Source organism: Burkholderia sp. 8Y (assembly GCF_902506145.1).
In the GTDB taxonomy this organism is placed as follows: Bacteria; Pseudomonadota; Gammaproteobacteria; order Burkholderiales; family Burkholderiaceae; genus Caballeronia.
Genome location: NZ_LR733519.1, coordinates 1,119,808 through 1,136,866, shown reverse-complemented (window position 1 = coordinate 1,136,866; position 17,059 = coordinate 1,119,808). Strand labels below are relative to the sequence as shown.

Below are 17,059 nucleotides of genomic sequence, written 5' to 3'. Positions count from 1 at the left end.
CAAAAGTCGTCGCAATCCTCGAACAGCGGCCGTCGGCGAACGCCGCAGCACAAAAGAATCTGACTTGCGTGCCGTTAAACACCGATAGAGTTGGTGTCGGCAGTCCTTTGACCGCCACCATGCAATCTCATACGGAGAAGAGAAGTCGTGCTGAAGCCGCCAGTCAATGTTTTCGTTATCGGCAAGACCTTGATTCAAGCCAAGGAAACGATGGTGAACTTCGCGATAGAAAAAGCGAAGTCGGAAGGAACGAACGTTGTTGCAGCCGAGCGAAAGGGCGCATCAGTGACCTGCCTGAGTTCTTCGGACCGTTTTAATCTTGGAGAACGGCCTCGATTGCTTCAGTTGAACAATACCGCTGCTTGAACTCGTCGGGCGTCAGGTAGGCCAGGCTTGAATGCGGCCGGATGGCANAACACCACATTGGCGTTGATGTCGTGCCGTCGCGCAACGATCGACACCGACATGCCGGGTTCCAATGTCTCCCTGATGACCAGCTGCTTAAATTCTTGCGCATACGTGCGATGGGGATGGGTACGGCCCGCTGCGTTCGACATGGCTGACTGTCTCCGTCAAGCTGAACGCGCCCATCATGCGTCGAAATATTCCGCACTGAGATACGGTCGTGCCGAGTCGCATACTCTCGAATCAGCAGTGCCATCATTGCACCTAAAAGCCGCTGATGTGGAAGCACCTGGTCGAGCGATTGTCCTCAGCCGCGGTTACCAAGTCCGAATAAATCCTTTGACATACTTGCTCGGATATTGGCGCTCACGTGACGCAACGTATCCGCCGTTTCTTTGGTCTGTCGAAGTGACGTGAGCCGGCGAAGTATTGAATTCAATAGTTGAGATTGACGAGTTTCTAGCTGCCTTGACGATGCCTACGTGATCTGGCTTCCCTCCTGTCCAGCAATAAACGACTATCCAGCCTGGCTTCGGACGATTCAGGCCAGAACCAAGGACCCAACGGCGTTTGCCCATGGCCACCAAATACATGTCGTACACTGACGGTGTCGGATAAAAGTGCGCGTGGTCTAGTTCGGTAAGGTAACCCTCCAATGCGCCCGTGTCTGAATACTTTGGCGGGTTGACGCCTTGTCGCACTGCGGACGCCTTGGCATAGACCATCGCTGCCACATACGAAACGCCAGCAGCACAGAATGGGACCGGCTTTCCATCCATCGAAGCGGGTAGTTCAAATAGGTCGAGCAGTGAAGCGATCATGTAGGGATTGTCTCCTCTATTCCGCCCGTCCCATGACAGCGCTTCAAAAACTAAAAGGTCGCCAAAATGAGGAGGAACTGGATCGAAGATGCCTTTTTTCGTCCCACTTGCTTCTGCGATACTCTTGCGATCTTACAGCAGATATTCCTCTGGAAGATCAAGATCGCCTTTTTGAACTTCTTTCGTCAGTTCAGCGTTGTCGGCGAGAGTCGTTCGTGTCAGGGAACCAGTTGCTAGAAGAGTTGAAGCAATCCTGACAAACCTCCGGCGATTCCGGGAACGAAGATCCATCTTTTCTCCAACTTTGCGGTTCGATCTTTTCCGCGCTGACCTGCGGCGAAGCGGGTGCCTTCTGGGCCCCACTATCGGTTAGCGACTCTTTTTGACGGCCTGCCAAAGTGACGAAACGGCACTCTTGGAATCCTGAGTAGTGTTCATAAATCTCGTAACTACGTCCGTTATTGCCGCGACAATATCATCCTTCTGGGCCATACCGTGAGTAAGCGATGGAACGTACGCGCGTCCCGTTATTGCAACTCGCTCATCCTTCAAGGAAGCCTTTGCACACTCATCAAACTTATCCAACCGGACATCAAGCCGGACAGGTATCGCGTTCTGGTATAAGCTAAACTTCTCTTGAAGTTCGGGTGACATGATTGTAGTGGCGAGAGCGAGCTGACCGGGTGTCGCGGTACTCCTATAGTCACTCCGGAGTTGCCATGGGGCCAAACGGGTTGCTGATATCTTGCTTCATACAGCCTTTGATCGCTAACTTCGAATGCCACAATAAGGTCTTTGGCATCTTTGGACACGTGACGTGAAGCTGGTTTGTAGCGTGCGCTTAGCGCTTTTCCATTGAATAACTCGAATTCGCGCTCAAACCCTTCTCGTTCATTTCGAGTCGCTAAGAGTATGTCCGGCTCGGACATGGCGCTGAGCAAATATTGTTTGAAAGACGGTTCCTGTCCAGCATCGCTTTCTCCAGCTTGCACACTGGAAAGTGCGGTGGCCACAGCCTTAAGAAAAATCCGTCTAGATGCCATCATGGTCTCCCATAGTCCGATCGACGACCTGGGTTTGTTTCCGAGTTTTCAAGGTAACACACACGAATGGTGGTCGCCAACGAGTGTGCGAGGAAACAACTGACTTACCTGTAAATGGGCTTTTCCCGATGGTTACTGAGGGCATATAGCCGACGCTTTTGCGGCCTTGTCGGTTGATGCAGACTTCGCTCAAGTCTTCATTGATACCACCACTGCCCTGCTTATCACCACGCACGAAAAAGGTGGTGATCAGGCGCGCGGCGGATCGCCGGCCGGAAACTTTCGCTAGAGGTTGACAACTGGACTGCTGCAGCAAGCGCGAAAGGCGCGGGTGTTGTTGCACGCTCACCCGCGCGAACGAAGGCGGCAAGCAGCAGCGCAAGTCAACGAGTAAGTTGTACTAGCGCGTACTTCTTTTACCAAGGAGTCCGTGCCATGGGCGAGCGCACCCATATTATTGTCGTGAGCGGAACTCGGGAGGCCGGCGAAATCGAAAGGAACCGATACTGCTTGAAGCAGCAAGAGCCAGACCATCACGCCTAGTCAGGGTCGAAATTCAAGGAAACCGCACGTGCGCATTGTTCTTATTACCAAAACGACCTGACGCCGCAGGGGTAGAGCGCTGCGAGCGTCTTTTGATCAGCGAACGATGAACGTCAAGCTACGCCGAAGACGAGCCAATATGGATTGCTCATTTGTCCGTTCCCGGTGGAAGCTGCCGTTGGAACCGGCGACCTTCCGAGCGTCCGCAAAGGGTCGTAAGGGTAAGTTCGCTGACGGCGGTAGCTGCTGTCCCGTCGCGCGACGCCGGCAAGGTCAGCAATCCACCGGGGTGCAGACGCTGAACGCGACCGACCTCAATGTCCGCAAAGGCCGAATCCGAGACGCACGTCCTATCGAACTGCGCTTTGCATTGGCATTCGGAGAGGAGGGTGCCGCGCGGTTCCCATAGGGCAAGTTTGTGCTCGTGGACCGAGCGGTTGAGAGAATCCCGAGTTATCTTGATAGTCGTGTTCTGAAGCGCGTTTTTGTCCTTGCCGTCAGTACCGCATCAATGTGGGGAAATCCGTCGAAGCGTGAGTTATGGTCGAAACTGGTGTTTGGATGAGGCGGGGGTTTGAAGGCGGTGGCGGTATAGCTGAGGATGTTGCTCGTCTAGGGTAACAACCAGCTAAACCGGAATCCACCACCAATGAAGAAGGTTACAGAAGAAACGAGCTCGGGTAAATCGGAAGCACCTCCCAGCGGCCTTGACGATTTGATTCAGCGAGGCGCGCGGCAGATCATCCAGCAAGCGATTGAGGCGGAGTTGACGACATTGCTCGAACGCTACGATAACGTGAAGACTCTCGACGGGAGGCGCGCCGTGATTCGCAATGGCTACCTGCCGGAGCGCGAGGTCGTCACGGCAATCGGTCCGGTCGCGGTACAGGTGCCGAAGGTTCGCGATCGCTCAGGCTCGGGCGTGAAGTTCAATTCGAACATTGTGCCGCCCTATATTCGGAAGTCCCCCCGCGTGTCAGCGGCGTTGCCTTGGCTGTACCTACGTGGCGTCTCGACCGGCGACATGAGCGAGGCGCTGAGCGTGCTGTTGGGTGAAGAAGCCAAGGGTCTTTCGCCGAACGTAGTCAGCCGTCTGAAGGCTCAGTGGGCCGAAGAACACGCGCTTTGGAATCAGCGCGATCTGTCGAACTCCCGCTGGATCTACTGGTGGGCCGACGGCATACACACGGGGCTGCGCAGTGACGATTCGGATGGCCAGTGCCTGTTGGTCATCATCGGGGTGAAGCCCGACGGAACGAAAGAGCGTGTGGCAATTGGCGACGGCTTTCGGGAGTCGAAGGACGCCTGGTGCGAGCTCTTGCTGGACCTGAAAGCGCGGGGGCTACAAAGTGGTCCGCTGCTCGCGGCCGGCGATGGGGCAATGGGTCTGTGGGCGGCATTGGCTGAAGTGTTTCCCAAGACGCGGCACCAGCGCTGCTGGTTTCACAAGACTGGAAACGTTCTTAACGCCTTGCCCAAATCACACCACGGTCGGGCCAAAGCCGGCCTGCAGCAGATTTGGCAAGCCGCCACACGCGAAGAAGCGCTCGCCGCTTTCGACCGCTTCGCTGGCGCCTATTCGGCCAAGTATCCGAAGGCGGCCGAAAAGCTCACCAAGGATCGCGACGAGCTGCTGGCCTTTTATGACTTCCCCGCTGAACACTGGCAGCACTTGCGAACAACCAATCCGATTGAGTCAACCTTTGCCACCGTTCGGCATCGAACAACCCTCACGCGCAATTGCGTATCGCGTCCGACCTTTCTTGGCCTTGCATTCAAGCTAATCGAGTCGGCGGAACAATCATGGCGGCGCATTCGTGCGCCACAAAAAATCGCCTCGCTGCTTGAAGGCGTCCCATTCAAAGACGGTCTACCGGTGACCGACAGCACACCGGCTCAGCAACCGCTTGCCGCCTGATCAGGCCGCGCCTTGCAAACACCACAATTGACATTAACTCTCGAAGCGTACCGGCAAGGGCCGCACGTTTTCGCATCGGGCCCACAGCAGAATCACGGGATGCCGCCGGGGTAGCCGCACGAGTCGCCAGCCACGAGAAACCCGTCCGCGCTTCTCAACCGGTGCATGGGTGGGGCATCGTCTATTGTAAAGGACGGACGCCAATTTCCGCCGGTTCCGCTTATACCCAATTTCAAGGCAATGCGCGCCAACGACGAACGACAGAAGTTGAGTACTCGAAAGTATCGACTGCGGGGAGGAGACCTGACGACGTCTTGGCATTGGGAACTTTTTTGTCTTCGATGAGGCGCGAAAACGTGACGAACACACCGAAAACACCGAACCGCCAATGAGTGCCACGAGTTTCAGGCTACGGAACAGAACGATCGGGTGAATTGACCGCAATGCGCGCGCACATCATGCTAAGGGAGCGGCTCGACCGTCCGCTGGCGCGTGGAAACTGCGATGCGAGGTTTCGCGAGCTTGTCGGACGTTATGGCGGAAAATCACTGAATCGATGAGGAGACAATGCAATGCAGGGGAGCATTGATGGAGCCCGCTCGGCGCTGCGTGCCGTCCAGGCTTCGTGGAACATGTCCGCGCGCGACTGGAACGCGGACGCGCTGACGGCGGTGTACACGGACGACGCGCTGTTCTTCGGCGGACGGCCCGCGCATGCTGTAGGGGCAAGCGCGGTCCGCGAATATTTCGCCTCGTATGAAGGCGTTATCGAATCAGCCACGCTGGAGTTGGTGGAGCAGCACTTCATCCTTATCACGGATGACTGTTTTCTCGCGCAGGGCTTCGGCGAATTCCTATTCGTGCTCGGCGGCGACCGCCAGTCGCGTTCCCGGCTGCGAACGACGCTCGTCATCGCGCGGGAGCACGGTGAGTGGAAGATACGCCAGCACCACTTTTCTAACATTCCGGAGTCGCCCCCGATCTGAGGGCGCGAAGCGGCCTCGACGGCGTCCGGCCGCCCGATTACGCCAATCTGGCCGACTTTGCGACGCCGTTCCGCTGCGCGAGAAAAGCTATGGCCGCGTCGCCGAACAGATCGTTGCGATCCCCGGCGACCATATGGCCCGCCTGTGCGATGTTCACGTATGCCGCATGGGGGCACAGTTCGATAAACTCTTTCACGCCGGCTTCACTGACGATATCGGAGCTGCCGCCACGCACGAGCAGGGTGGGCAGTGCAAGGCGTCTTGCCGAGTCGGCAAGACGCACGTGGCGCGCGTCAGGATCGATGGGTCTTGCGAGGAACTTCGGGTCCCAGTGCCAGCGGTAACGGCCATCATTGCCGAGCCGCACGTTTTTTGCCAGGCCGGTGAGATTACGATGGCGCGATTGCGACGGCCTATAAACAGCGATTGCATCGGCGACTTCATCGAGGGAACCGAATCCGTCCGGGTGCTGTGTCATGAATGTGCGGATTCGATTAACGCCCGCAGGTTCGCAATACGGCACGATATCCACGAGGATCAGTGCGCTTGCCTCTACCTGCTTCTCGGCGATCGCGACGAGGCTCGTCGCACCGCCCAGCGAGGCGCCGATGAGCGCGGGGCGGTGAACGCCCAGGGCCGCGAGCACGCAAATTAGGTCCGAGGCAAGCGCGTCGAGGCTGTAGTCGCCGTCGGCGCTCCAGTCGGAATCGCCGTGTCCACGGGCGTCGTAAGCAATGGCGAAGTATCCGGCACGGCTGAGCCGTTCGCCCGTGCCGCCCCAAGCGTGGCGGGTCTGGCCGCCGCCGTGCAGGAGAACGACGGGCGGTCCGTCAGGCGGGCCCCACGTGTCGCCGGCTAACCGGACCCCTCCGGAACTTCGCCATGTATGCATTGGCTTCGGTATGCAGGACTCGGAGCTTACGCTTTTCATCGGAATTCCTCTGATTGCGGGTAAGGTGCGGCGGAAGATGCCGTGCGGCGAACCGCAGGTCACAGCCCGAAGCGTCGTCCAACGGTGGCGGCATTGTCAACGCGTGGCCGCTGATCGTTCCGTAGAATGGACGCGGTAGCTCGCGCGAATGGAAAGAGGTAAATACCAACCGAGCGTTAGATAGGGGGGCACGCGCCCGACGGCGGCACAACTGAACGTTGGGGAGCAGAGAGACGCGGAAAGCAAAATGCAAATACGAGCGCAGATACGGGAGGTGCTGCTGCGGATGGCGGGGCGCTCCTTCCTGACGCAGCGCGACACCGCAACTACGTGCGCTCGATTGCGGATCTCGCTTTTCGAGGCGGCTAGCTCTACGACCACGTTTCGTCGAACGAACTCGTCGACGTGGCGTTTGAGCACGGCGCGTAGAGCATCGAAAGCGAGTCAGAGATGCCACATGCCGTGCGTATCCAGTTAGTGTGCGAATTCTTTAGTCGCGCGGATCGCGGTCTGGCTGCAGTGCGCGAGTTCGGACTCTTTATCATCGACGAGGTCCGCCTGCATCAGGCAGTGCTTGGCCTTGCAGCGTCGGCGCTTCCATTGCGAGGCGGGCCTAATGTCCGCGGTACCTGCTCTCCCGGCCGAGCGAATGACTAAGGAGCTCTGGATTGATGTATTGGACCAGCACGTGCCGTTTGCCTTGTTGTCGTGTCGAAGTACGGAACTTGATGATCGGTGTGGTTGACACTCGATAGCGCCGGGCCGCACGATGAGCGCAATGAAGAAAGCATTGAAGCGAGCGGCTGAACGCAGGAGATAGTAATGAACGTGACGAGAAAGACCTTGCGCGATGCGATCGAGAGCTGGCTCACACCGAACCGGGCGATCCCGTTGCGCATCCGCTTCCTTCGGCGTACGGCTTGCAGGCGCTGTGTGAGGATCGACGCGAGAGCATCCACGGGAGACGTCGCGATCTGGTTCTTTCAGCACGAGGACGGCGCGTGGTATGTATTCCCGCCGCTGCCGCGTCACGCGACGATGCGCATCGCCTAGTCGCCGGCAGACCTGGTCGGCCGCGTGTCCTCGTTACAAATGAAACATGGCTGTCAGGCTGACGGCATCGCCGCGCATGCGCCGAACGCTTCATGGACTAGTAGAACACCCGCGACCGCGTGCCAACGCGCAAACGTGTCGGGTAGAAAACCTCGCCGCACATGTGGCAACGATCGCCGCCATCGCCTCCGGGCGATGATCGCGCCAGGCAATCTGGAGGACGAAGGCTCGGCGGCATTTCGGCTCTCATGGTCGACGCGAAAACGCCCGGCAGCTTACGTAAGCGACACAAAAACCGTTCAGAAGGGCGCACATACCTTCGCCGTGATTTCCAAAAACGCGCGTATGCCGGCTGTCAATCCGATCGGCGGGAAGGAAGACCAGGGCTTCAAGACTGCGATGACGGTCCTGGACGAGGGCCGCATGCACATCGCGGCGGGATGATTGACGGTGGCCGAACGCATGTTGTCGATGGCGCTGTCGTACGCAGCGTAGCTAAGGAGTTCGGCAAACCGATCGCCGATTTTCGGATCGTGCAGGCGACGGTGGCCGTAGACAAGGCCGTATTTTATGCAGACCGCTAAATTGTGATGTACGCCGCGCGGCGGGGCGCCGAAAGCTGGTGTGAGCACCGAGACGTCTCGCGCCAAGCTGTTCGCCTGCAAGATGTATGGCGGCGTAGCGGACCGGGCCGTGCAGATTTTCGCCAGCACTGGCTAGATGGCCGAGTATCGCATTGATCGCTTTTACCGCGATGTGCGGCGGTTCCGCACGTATGACGGCACAACGCAGATCCAGCAACTGGTGATCGCCCGCGCCAGATTCGGGGGCCCAATGCCACCTAGGGAGAATGCAATGACAGATTTCAGCAAACATAGTAACTCGCAGCGGCCTGCCGAAGAGCGCGCCGCGGATGAGAAGGCAATCCACGTCGAACAATCGCCGGCCAAAGCGGATATGAGCCGCGTACGGCGCGACAACGTGAACTGGGCATGGACGGGCGGCCCGGGTCAGTACGACTGGATGGACCACGCGCCGCTCTTTCATCACCGCGACTGAGGGAGTTTCACTCGTCGGCAATGTGCGGCAATGCATGTGCAGTGCGCCGCGCTGATGCGTCGATTACATTCAGCCATAACGGGCATCTTGGCCAGCGACTGCGACGGCGCCTTTTCGACCGACCTTGTGTGCCGTACTTCGGCGCACTGCGCTACGCCGGTGTCGTCGAGAATTCTGTAAAGTAATCCTTCGCTTCCGAGCATGAAAGGGCTTTGATCTGACTGGTTTGCGCCTCTATCGAATGCAACGCAGCGGATGAACGCTTGTTGCGCGTCCGCGTCGATGCGTGGCGTTTGGCCATGACTCATCAGTCCGCGCACATGCGTCGCTCGGAAAGCAAGATAGAGACAATGAAGCTATCGATGTGGCCGCAGCCCAATCGGAGAGCAGCTACGTTCGACAGTGCATGAAGACGCGAGTCGGTACGATGCGTCGATCGGCGACAGTGAAGGTACAAGAGGCGCGCGCATCGCCGGGCATGGTCTTGCAGCTGGCGCGAAGTCTGGCGACCGGCCGCGTTTGCACCGCGAGAGGGCTGGCTCGGCAACTAGGAGTTCGTCTCCACAACGGGACTCCCGATGCCGACGACTTCGCGGAGTGCGCGCTCGCTTGTCGCGCTCAGGTATCTGCGCTATTCGTTGTAGCGTCGATATCGATTTGCTGCGGCGGTACTGTCGCTGGACTACGCGCCGACTCGGGATTCCAACGTTCAACTGCTTGCGCGACTTAGAATGCAGTGAAGTGGGGAGCGAAGCCTACAAGGTGCTCGGCTCGCGGGACCGTCTCGACGTGATCGCGCTGTGAACGTGTGTAAGCAAATCAGCGCGCTTCCTCAAGTGCCCGCAACACATTCGCGGGCCAGCCGTTCACGGTGGTCTGGATTAGCGACGGCAATGAGCTTCGGAATGCGCTCGGCGATCGACAGGCCGCGCAGATCGGCGATCTCGTATTCAGTGACGATGACGCACGCATCGCTGCGCGGCACCGTTACGGGCCCTGAGACGCGCGTCGCGATCCGGCTGTGCGGGCCAGCGGTCGACGGCAACGCAACCACGGGCACGCCCCCCCGGCTGGGCTGCGCCGCACGCAGGAAATCGCCGACACCGCCCACCGCACCGACATATGTGTCGCCGATCGCTTCGGCGTTCACCTGGCCCGTGAGGTCCACTTGCACCGCCGAATTGATCGCGACGAAGCGTTCGATTCGGCGCGGCACGGATGGGGCATGCGTGTATTCCGTGCCGCGCAGTTGAAGGGCAGGATTGCGGTGCGCAGAGCGGCGCGTGCGATCGGAGCCCATGATGACTCCGCCGATGGTGATTCCGACATCGATGGTCTTTCGCGCATTTGTCACGACACCGGCTTCGCACAATGCCACGATGCCGTCTCGATGCTGCCGGTATGCACGCCGAGATCGCGTCTGTCGTGGAGTTGCGCCATCACCGCGTCCGGGATCGAACCGATCCCCGTCTGCAGAGTCGCTCCGTCTTCCACCAGCGATGCGACGTGGCGCCCGATCGTCTGCTCCACCGGCCCCACTTCGGCCGGCTGAGCGTCCGGAAACGACGCTTCCGACGCCACCAGCAGGTCGATGTCGCTGTCCTGGAGATAGGGGCCCCCGTAGGTCCACGGTACGTCGGGATGCACTTCCGCGACGATTGCGCGCGCGTGCCTGACTGCTTCGACCAGGTACTCGCGGGCGAGCCCGAGGCTGTATCGGCCGCGTTCATCCGGCGGCGATACCTGCAACATGACGACGTCGATCCGCAGCCGACCGGTGCGAATCAGTTCCGGAAGCTGAGAATAATGCACCGGAAGAATGTCGAGCACGCCCGCTCGCGCGAGCTTGCGGTTGGTTCCGGTGCCGCAGTAGGCGAGGAAATCGAAGGCGTCGGCATGCTCGGGGCTGAGTATGTCGGCGAGACCGATGCCGAGAAAGAGGCGGATTCGCTTCAGCTGTTCTCGCTGTGCAACCAGGGCGCGCATGAGGGTCACCGGCTCCGCATGCGATTGACCCCACATCACAGAATCGCCCGGACGAATGAGCGCGCAAAGTTCGCGGTAGTCGCCCGGTCGACGACCATGGATCGCGGAATTCGGTGTCACGGTTTCGGCATCGTTCATGCGTAGAGGAGCTGAGTTGCGATGTCGAGCGATCCGGAGCATGAAGGCCTGCGTATTAGCCGGCGTGCTTACATGTGATTGACGATCGCATCGGACAGGCGCGGGAGTCATGGGCTCCGCCGAACGATCGATCGGCGGCGTTCTGCGATCCTGTGGGCCGGCCATGAACGCGTCAATGCGCGACTCGTCGTTGTTCCGTGCGTCGAAACATTTCTGGCCGCGTTTTTCCGCACTGCACGGAGTACGAACGCGCGTTCGGAAACTCCACCCGTGGGAAGGTAGGGCAGACGCCGTTTCAAAGTACGGTAAAGGGCGTCCGGCCCGATTGACGGTGCCATGCGCGCGCTCGAACATCGGCACCATGAGCTCGCGCACGGCCATGGCGCCGGCTTCAACGCAAGAACGTCGTCACACGTCGTGCGCAGGTCAGCGACGGACTTGGATTGCCATCCCGGTTGCGCGACCCCAAGCATCGCACGCGCGGATCGGTCTTTTGTCGCTCGGTCCGCGTGGCGGCACACGAACGTCGCGGCAATCCCAGACCGATCCGCTCTGCCGAGGAGGTCTGCGCAGTGCTCGATACGGCGCGTGCGGCGAGACGATGGACGCATGGTGTAATAAAGGAGGCTCGAAATGGGAAGACTCGATGGCAAGGTCGCGTTCGTGACTGGCGCCGGGGGCGGCATCGGAACCGAAGTCTGCAAACGCTTCGTCGCCGAAGGCGCACGGGTGCTGGCAGGCGATATTCACCAGAATCTCGCGGAAGCAGCGGCCAAGGCGAGCGGAGGCGGAGACAGGATCATTCCGGTCAGGCTCGACGTCACCGATAGACAGAACGTGTGCGACGGTCTTGCGCGGGCGGCGCAAGCATTCGGGAACATCGACATCCTGTGCAATACCGCCGGCGGCTCCACGCCGAACGACGCACGAGTTACCGATGCGCCGGAAGACGAATTCTGGCGGGCAATCAAACTCGATCTGTTCGGCACGTTTCTCGTCTGCAAATACGGCATTCCTCATCTGCAGCAAGCGGGTGGCGGCGCCGTCATCAATTTTTCTTCGATGGTTGCGCTGACGGCGCTGAGTGACCGCGATTGCTACACGGCGGCGAAGGGCGGCGTCCATGCACTGACGCGTTCGATGGCGCTGGAATATGCCGCTTCGCGGATACGCGTTAACGCGATCGCGCCAGGGCTGACGCTTTCTGAGCGCGTTCGGCATCTGGTCGACGAACGCGAGGAACTGCGCACGCTGGCGGACCAGTGCCTGCTCGGTCCGTGTGAGCCCGCGGATATGGCCCACGTGGCGGTCTATCTCGGTTCGGACGAGTCGCGTCGCACGACGGGACAGATCATTCCCGTGGACAGCGGCGTCACCATTTACTGATCGGCACTAGTCGCGGCGCGATCGTCAACGTCGCGTCGCGTTGCGGAGTCGTGGTGCCACGGCGCGAACATCCCCGGCAAGCCGCGAGTATCGATGCCATACGTGGGCGGCTACCTCCGGGACCGAGCGAACGGCGTAGCGGTCACTCCCGGCTGAAGCAGATCGTCACGGCAACCTGCATGCCGAGCGCCACTTGGCTCAGTTATATCTTCTTCAGTGTGTGGTACTCGGGCCATAGCGTCTTGACCAGTTCGCGCGATGCGCCGTACGCGTGACAGCTATCGATCTTGCGAGGCTTGCCCTTTTCGTCACGCTCAGTCAATCCGGACGGGCGTTCGGTGACCATGGTGTGAAACGCGGCGCTCGCGAGTGGCCCGAGCAATTCCTTCAAATGCGTGCACGTATCGCCGGATGGCAGACGCTTGCGCACCTCGGTGTTCCAGCCCGCTCCGATGCGCAAGCCGACCAAAGCCTGGAGGGTGTCGCCGCCACCGTGACACGGTGCATACGGATGAGACCGGATGAACGTATGGACCTCGCGAACGACCATGTCCTCGTCGAACACCGGTGTAACGCCAAGATCGTGAATGGGCGCCTGATCGCTTACCAGACGCGCGCCGCCCGGGGGGCGTGAAGTCGCTCGTCCTGCGATCCACGAGGCTTGCGCTTGCCTCGAACAAACCATCGCTGCGTCGATAGCCTGGCATCTCGAGCTGTCGTAGATGAAGCTCTTCGCGCGTGATCGATTCTGCATCGAAATCGTGATTACGGGCCATACTTCCGCTCCAGTTTTGACTTGCTCTATTCACCCTTGTTCAGATACCGGCGGTCAGGGCATGCGCAAGCGCGAGTGCATCCCTGCCACCCCATATCACGTCTGCGAGCATGTCCCCGAGAGCAACCGGCCTTGCGACGCGAGTCCGTCCGCCTTCGCGATGATTTGCTCCCGCGACATCCGCTTTCGCGGCGTTCCGACGCTATCCGCCACGATGCAGGATCGCGTGGCGCCGTCGGCAAAGCAAATTCTCGCGCCGGTCGCGAACTGCTTTGATAATACTTCCGTTCGATGTCCTCGCTAATTTCGAAGCGCACCTTGTCGGCCACTGAACGAACGGCGGGATCGTCGAGATAAGCCTCGCCATAGGCATCGTATCGGGCGGGTCCGTAAGCGAGCGGCGCGCCCACGATGTAGGGGCAACTGTACTGCGCGGTCATCGTGGACTTCGCGGGCGTCATGTGCTGTTCCGCGATTAGCCGCGGCCCGCTGACCACGGTCTCGGCGATCGAGGACAGCGGCACGCTGAAGCGGTCGGTGATCTTGGAAGCGCATCGATGGTGGAGTGAAAGAGCCGGCAACACGAGTAAAGGCTTCATGCTGATTTGTAAATCTGCATGGATCTCGCGCACGCCTGCGATAGCGCGTGACCCCAGGCGGCCACTATCGTTTCCTGTGCGACGAGTACGCCGTGCCGATTACGCAAACAGCGCGATGCACGCGGTCGCGGCACCGAACGCGCCGTATACGGAGGTCGGATGTAAACCGTGATGCACCGTTTCCGTTCCGCCTGCGGTGCAGCCGATCAGGGCCATCGCTTCGTACCCCGCCGTCACCGCGCGGAACAGATCGGCTTGACATGCCCGGTGGTGCAGCCGACGGCGAGTGCCGCCGAAATAATCACACAGCCCGGATGGCTCGCAGTTTCGTCGTGCCGTGTCGTCGAGTTCGTAGCTGTGTGCGGCCGTGCCGTGCACGAGTGCGGCGATCGACGGGTCCGTCGTCCAGTCCCCGCCCGGGACCGGGCTCGGCCCCGACCCGGCGAACCGTTTTGACCAACCCGCGATCGCACTGGCCGCGGGCCGCGTTCTGCCCCACAGCGATACGATGAAGTTATCGAGAAACAGTCGACGCAGCGCCTAGGTGTCGCTAGGATCGCGCTGCGAATTGGCGACGCGCGTGACATGTTCGGCGATCTTCAACGTCAAACCCTGAGTCGAAGCTGGGCCTTCGGACATTCGTTCAGTCTCCACACCGGTCTATTTCTTCGAAGCACAAGCGCAGGCCGGTGCGTCAGGGATCGGATTATTCCCGCGAGCCGCCGCGCCTACTTCGTGGCCGGCCGTACTTGCGGCGCGCCCATCAAGAAGCTTTGCATCCCGACGCAACTGATGATCTGCACCGCCTGCAGAATCTGCGCAGGCGTCGCGCCGTAGCGCAACGCGTTGCGTGTATGGATGCGCACGCCGGGTTCGAAGAGGTGCGTCGTCGAAACGTCGATCGCCGCGTACAGCAGTTCCTTGCCAACGGGTGCGAGCGTGCCGGCTCTCCACGGCGTCGAGGAAAAGGCGGTATAGCCCTCGAACAACGCGGGTGAGCTGCGCACCATCGATTGCAACTGATCGCTCCAGTAGCCGCGCTGCTCGGTGAATCGCGGCTTAACGCGCTCGAATGCTTGGTCGAGCGGGAACACCGCGTCGAGCGATGTTCTGGCAGCGGCGAGTTCGTCGAAGAAAATTGGCACACCGACCATGTAGGCAATGGATGCCCAGTACCGAGGCGATCTGCAGGACCTCGAGTATTTCTTCGCGCGTGGCGCCATGCCGCGTGGCGCCTTCGATGTGCAGCGTGATGGCCTCGCGATTCAGATGGGTGACGCTTGCGCTTGCCGCCAGCATCACGAAGTCGCATAGCTTGCGCTCAAGGTGGCCGAATTCTAGCGCGACTTTCGCCGTGACGAGATAGTCATTGAACAAGTCCGGACTCTCATGCAATGCGAGTGCGAGCGCGTTGCTCCAGAAGCCGTGGAACAGTTCGAATCCGTTTTTGAGCGCTGCGGTGTCCGGCATGGCGTGTCCTGTGCAATGCCTCTTTTGTAGCAATGCGTGGACGACGCTCAGCAGGCTGTACCCGATTTGAATCCTGAATTCGGGCGCGGGCAACCACGCCCGTGCGTCCCTTCGGTACTATGGAACGACGGGAGGTATGAAGCGTGCGCGATGTTGAAGCACATGAGAGCGGTTATTCCGCGACGCAAGGCGTGGGCACCGCATTTTATCGCTAGCCGCGGAGCCGAGCTTCATCGGCGCGCCGTTGAATCGCTGACGCGGACGGGGCCGGACCCAGGTACGAACATCAGGGGCGGGTTCGGGCATCGCCGAGCAGCGACTCCAGCTCTCGCGCGGTCTCCTTGAGCGCCGGCACGACGCGTGCTCTGATCGACGCGATGTCGCAGGCGACATCGACCGCTCCGCAACTCAGCGCCATCTCGTTCCGCGGGCGACCGAGCGCGACCGGCAAGGCGATGCCATATGCGTGGCGCTGATATTCCCCGACCGCCATGCACACGCCGTTCGCATCGAGATCACGGAAAGACGATTCGATCGACGTCCGGAGTTGCCCGGCTTTCGGACCGGCCGCCGCCAGCAGTTGCTCGACATATTGATTCCGCGAAGCTTCAGGCTGTCTCCAGAGCCAGGCACGACCGATCGCCGTCACGCCCATCGGCAGCAACGACCCCACGCGTAGTTGCAGCGTCGAAACGCCCGCGGCGTACCGGTATGCGATGTACAGCATGTCGAGATGATCGGGCACGGCGAGCGCGGCCGAGACGTCGAGCCGATCGGCGAGGTGCTGCATGAGTGGTTCGGCCGCTCCCGTGATGGGATTGGTCGACAGATAGGCGTGCCCGACGCCAAACGCGCCGGTCGCCAGTTCGAACTCGCGACCGCCCGCAACGCGACGAACGAATCCCACATGAATGAGCGTCGCAATGAGTCGTGACACCGATGAGCGGGACATGCCCGTTCGCTTCGCCAGCTCGCCGTTTGTCAGCGGGGCGCGATCGGCATGAAAGGCGCGAAGCAGTTGTAGCCCGCGATTGAGCGTCAGCGTTACGGGCGGTGCAGTGGGCATGTCGGTTCCGGCGATGTGGTTGTGGCGGCGGTCGCGGCGCTCAGGTGCGTTTCAGCGCGTTTCAGCGCGTGCGCTTGCAACACTTGCGCGGTTGCAGCGAGCCGCGGCCCGAGTTCGAGTTCGATGCGAGTTTGGGCCATGCGCGCAGTGCGGCCGACACAGCCGAGCACCCAGGGTGGCCGGCCGGGCATCAGGACGGGCGCGGCGACACACGCAAGCTCCGGTTCCCACTCGCCATGCAGCGTACCGAAGCCCAGCGCGCGAACCTCCGCGATCTTGTCACTCATCCGGCGTCGAATCGAAGCAGGCAAGGTGATGCCTGTCGCGCGTTCGATCTCCTTCTGCAAATAAATCCGCTCTTCTTCCGGAAGGATGGCAAGCAACGTCCAGCCCATCAGCGAATACGCCATTTGCATGCGCATGCCCGGAAAAAGCCGCAGATCGAGCACCACGCGTTTGCCGACTTGCGTTTCCAGAATGATGACGTCGAGACGGTCGCGGGCGCCGAGCAGGAGATAGGTGTCGGTCGCGTCGGCGAATTTGCCCATTTCCTTGCGCGCAAGGCGCAGCATGTCGGGATCGACGATTGCCGCATATCCCAGCGCCAGCGATGCGGGCGCAAGCGCGTACTTCCGGCTGTCCTTGTCGTGATGGAGATAGCCAAGCGCGACGAGCGAGCGCAGCAGACGCAATGCAGTCGGAGCGGGAAGTCCGGTCGCGAGCGCAATCTCGCGGTTGCCGAGCCACGCCTTGTCGGGACCGAAAACCGACAATATCGACAGGCCGCGGGCAAGCGGCGTCACGAGGACATCGCTCTCTTCACGTTTCACGCTAGACGGCCGGGGCCAAGCGGTGTCGACGCCGTGCGGACCGTTGCGCG

General features: G+C 60.5%; 14 protein-coding genes and 4 pseudogenes. 6 read left to right on the top strand and 12 right to left on the bottom strand.

Annotated elements, in window-relative coordinates; all coding sequences use genetic code 11:
- Nucleotides 1-147 precede the first annotated feature (147 nt).
- A complete protein-coding gene (locus GV035_RS29045) occupies nucleotides 148-366 on the top strand; it encodes a hypothetical protein (RefSeq protein ID WP_201303961.1) in 219 nt (72 codons plus the stop codon).
- Between the two features lie 48 nt (nucleotides 367-414).
- On the opposite strand, the gene GV035_RS29335 is transcribed toward GV035_RS29045, so the two are convergent.
- From GV035_RS29335 to GV035_RS29330, 3 genes and pseudogenes are all read right to left on the bottom strand, one after another.
- Nucleotides 415-557: transposase (locus GV035_RS29335; RefSeq protein WP_442859545.1), on the bottom strand; the 143-nt coding region annotated here is incomplete at its 3' end.
- A 165-nt stretch (nucleotides 558-722) separates the two neighbouring features.
- On the bottom strand, nucleotides 723-1,226 hold the full coding sequence (locus tag GV035_RS04950) for a CHAP domain-containing protein (protein ID WP_159833897.1): 504 nt from the start codon (nucleotides 1,224-1,226) through the stop codon (nucleotides 723-725).
- A 369-nt stretch (nucleotides 1,227-1,595) separates the two neighbouring features.
- A pseudogene (locus GV035_RS29330) lies at nucleotides 1,596-1,916 on the bottom strand (sugar ABC transporter substrate-binding protein); the annotation flags it as partial.
- Between the two features lie 1,545 nt (nucleotides 1,917-3,461).
- Here GV035_RS29330 and GV035_RS04945 point away from each other — a divergent pair.
- Together GV035_RS04945 and GV035_RS04940 are read left to right on the top strand one after the other, a co-directional pair.
- Complete coding sequence (locus GV035_RS04945; RefSeq protein ID WP_159833896.1) at nucleotides 3,462-4,730, top strand: IS256 family transposase; 1,269 nt, start codon at nucleotides 3,462-3,464, stop codon at nucleotides 4,728-4,730.
- Between the two features lie 572 nt (nucleotides 4,731-5,302).
- Nucleotides 5,303-5,716: a YybH family protein gene (locus GV035_RS04940; RefSeq protein ID WP_159833895.1), complete on the top strand. Its 414-nt coding sequence runs from the start codon at nucleotides 5,303-5,305 to the stop codon at nucleotides 5,714-5,716.
- A 37-nt stretch (nucleotides 5,717-5,753) separates the two neighbouring features.
- On the opposite strand, the gene GV035_RS04935 is transcribed toward GV035_RS04940, so the two are convergent.
- The gene (locus GV035_RS04935) at nucleotides 5,754-6,647 is read right to left on the bottom strand and encodes an alpha/beta fold hydrolase (protein WP_159833894.1); all 894 of its coding nucleotides are present in this window, start codon (nucleotides 6,645-6,647) and stop codon (nucleotides 5,754-5,756) included.
- An 822-nt stretch (nucleotides 6,648-7,469) separates the two neighbouring features.
- On the opposite strand from GV035_RS04935, the gene GV035_RS04930 reads away from it, so the two are divergent.
- Together GV035_RS04930 and GV035_RS29905 are read left to right on the top strand one after the other, a co-directional pair.
- Nucleotides 7,470-7,700, top strand: a complete 231-nt coding sequence (locus GV035_RS04930; RefSeq protein WP_159833893.1) for a hypothetical protein — start codon at nucleotides 7,470-7,472, stop codon at nucleotides 7,698-7,700.
- Nucleotides 7,701-7,933: 233 nt separating this feature from the next.
- Nucleotides 7,934-8,516, top strand: a pseudogene (locus GV035_RS29905) (acyl-CoA dehydrogenase family protein); the annotation flags it as partial.
- 1,075 nt (nucleotides 8,517-9,591) lie between these two features.
- On the opposite strand, the pseudogene GV035_RS04920 reads toward GV035_RS29905, so the two are convergent.
- Nucleotides 9,592-10,781: pseudogene (locus GV035_RS04920) on the bottom strand (acetyl-CoA hydrolase/transferase family protein).
- Between the two features lie 735 nt (nucleotides 10,782-11,516).
- On the opposite strand from GV035_RS04920, the gene GV035_RS04915 reads away from it, so the two are divergent.
- Nucleotides 11,517-12,269 (top strand): SDR family NAD(P)-dependent oxidoreductase, encoded by a 753-nt coding sequence (locus tag GV035_RS04915; RefSeq protein ID WP_159833892.1) that lies wholly within the window; start codon nucleotides 11,517-11,519, stop codon nucleotides 12,267-12,269.
- Nucleotides 12,270-12,471: 202 nt separating this feature from the next.
- Here GV035_RS04915 and GV035_RS04910 read toward each other — a convergent pair.
- The 7 genes and pseudogenes from GV035_RS04910 to GV035_RS04885 all read right to left on the bottom strand — a co-directional run bounded on the left by GV035_RS04910 (nucleotide 12,472) and on the right by GV035_RS04885 (nucleotide 17,009).
- Nucleotides 12,472-13,045, bottom strand: a pseudogene (locus tag GV035_RS04910) (DUF2889 domain-containing protein).
- Nucleotides 13,046-13,070: 25 nt separating this feature from the next.
- Nucleotides 13,071-13,484: a hypothetical protein gene (locus tag GV035_RS29315; RefSeq protein WP_328698913.1), complete on the bottom strand. Its 414-nt coding sequence runs from the start codon at nucleotides 13,482-13,484 to the stop codon at nucleotides 13,071-13,073.
- Nucleotides 13,485-13,742: 258 nt separating this feature from the next.
- Nucleotides 13,743-14,144 carry an MmgE/PrpD family protein gene (locus GV035_RS29310; protein WP_236572543.1) on the bottom strand — a complete coding sequence of 134 codons (402 nt, stop codon included), beginning with the start codon at nucleotides 14,142-14,144 and terminating at the stop codon, nucleotides 13,743-13,745.
- Nucleotides 14,145-14,371: 227 nt separating this feature from the next.
- Nucleotides 14,372-14,788 (bottom strand): carboxymuconolactone decarboxylase family protein, encoded by a 417-nt coding sequence (locus GV035_RS29305; RefSeq protein ID WP_236572437.1) that lies wholly within the window; start codon nucleotides 14,786-14,788, stop codon nucleotides 14,372-14,374.
- Nucleotides 14,703-15,113: a carboxymuconolactone decarboxylase family protein gene (locus tag GV035_RS29300; RefSeq protein WP_236572436.1), complete on the bottom strand. Its 411-nt coding sequence runs from the start codon at nucleotides 15,111-15,113 to the stop codon at nucleotides 14,703-14,705. Before GV035_RS29300 ends, GV035_RS29305 begins: the two co-directional genes overlap by 86 nt.
- 286 nt (nucleotides 15,114-15,399) lie before the next feature.
- Entirely contained in the window at nucleotides 15,400-16,179 is a 780-nt protein-coding gene (locus GV035_RS04890) for an IclR family transcriptional regulator (protein WP_159833891.1), read from the bottom strand.
- Entirely contained in the window at nucleotides 16,158-17,009 is an 852-nt protein-coding gene (locus tag GV035_RS04885; RefSeq protein ID WP_236572435.1) for an IclR family transcriptional regulator, read from the bottom strand. The genes GV035_RS04890 and GV035_RS04885 overlap by 22 nt, the downstream gene beginning before the upstream one ends.
- Nucleotides 17,010-17,059: the final 50 nt, after the last annotated feature.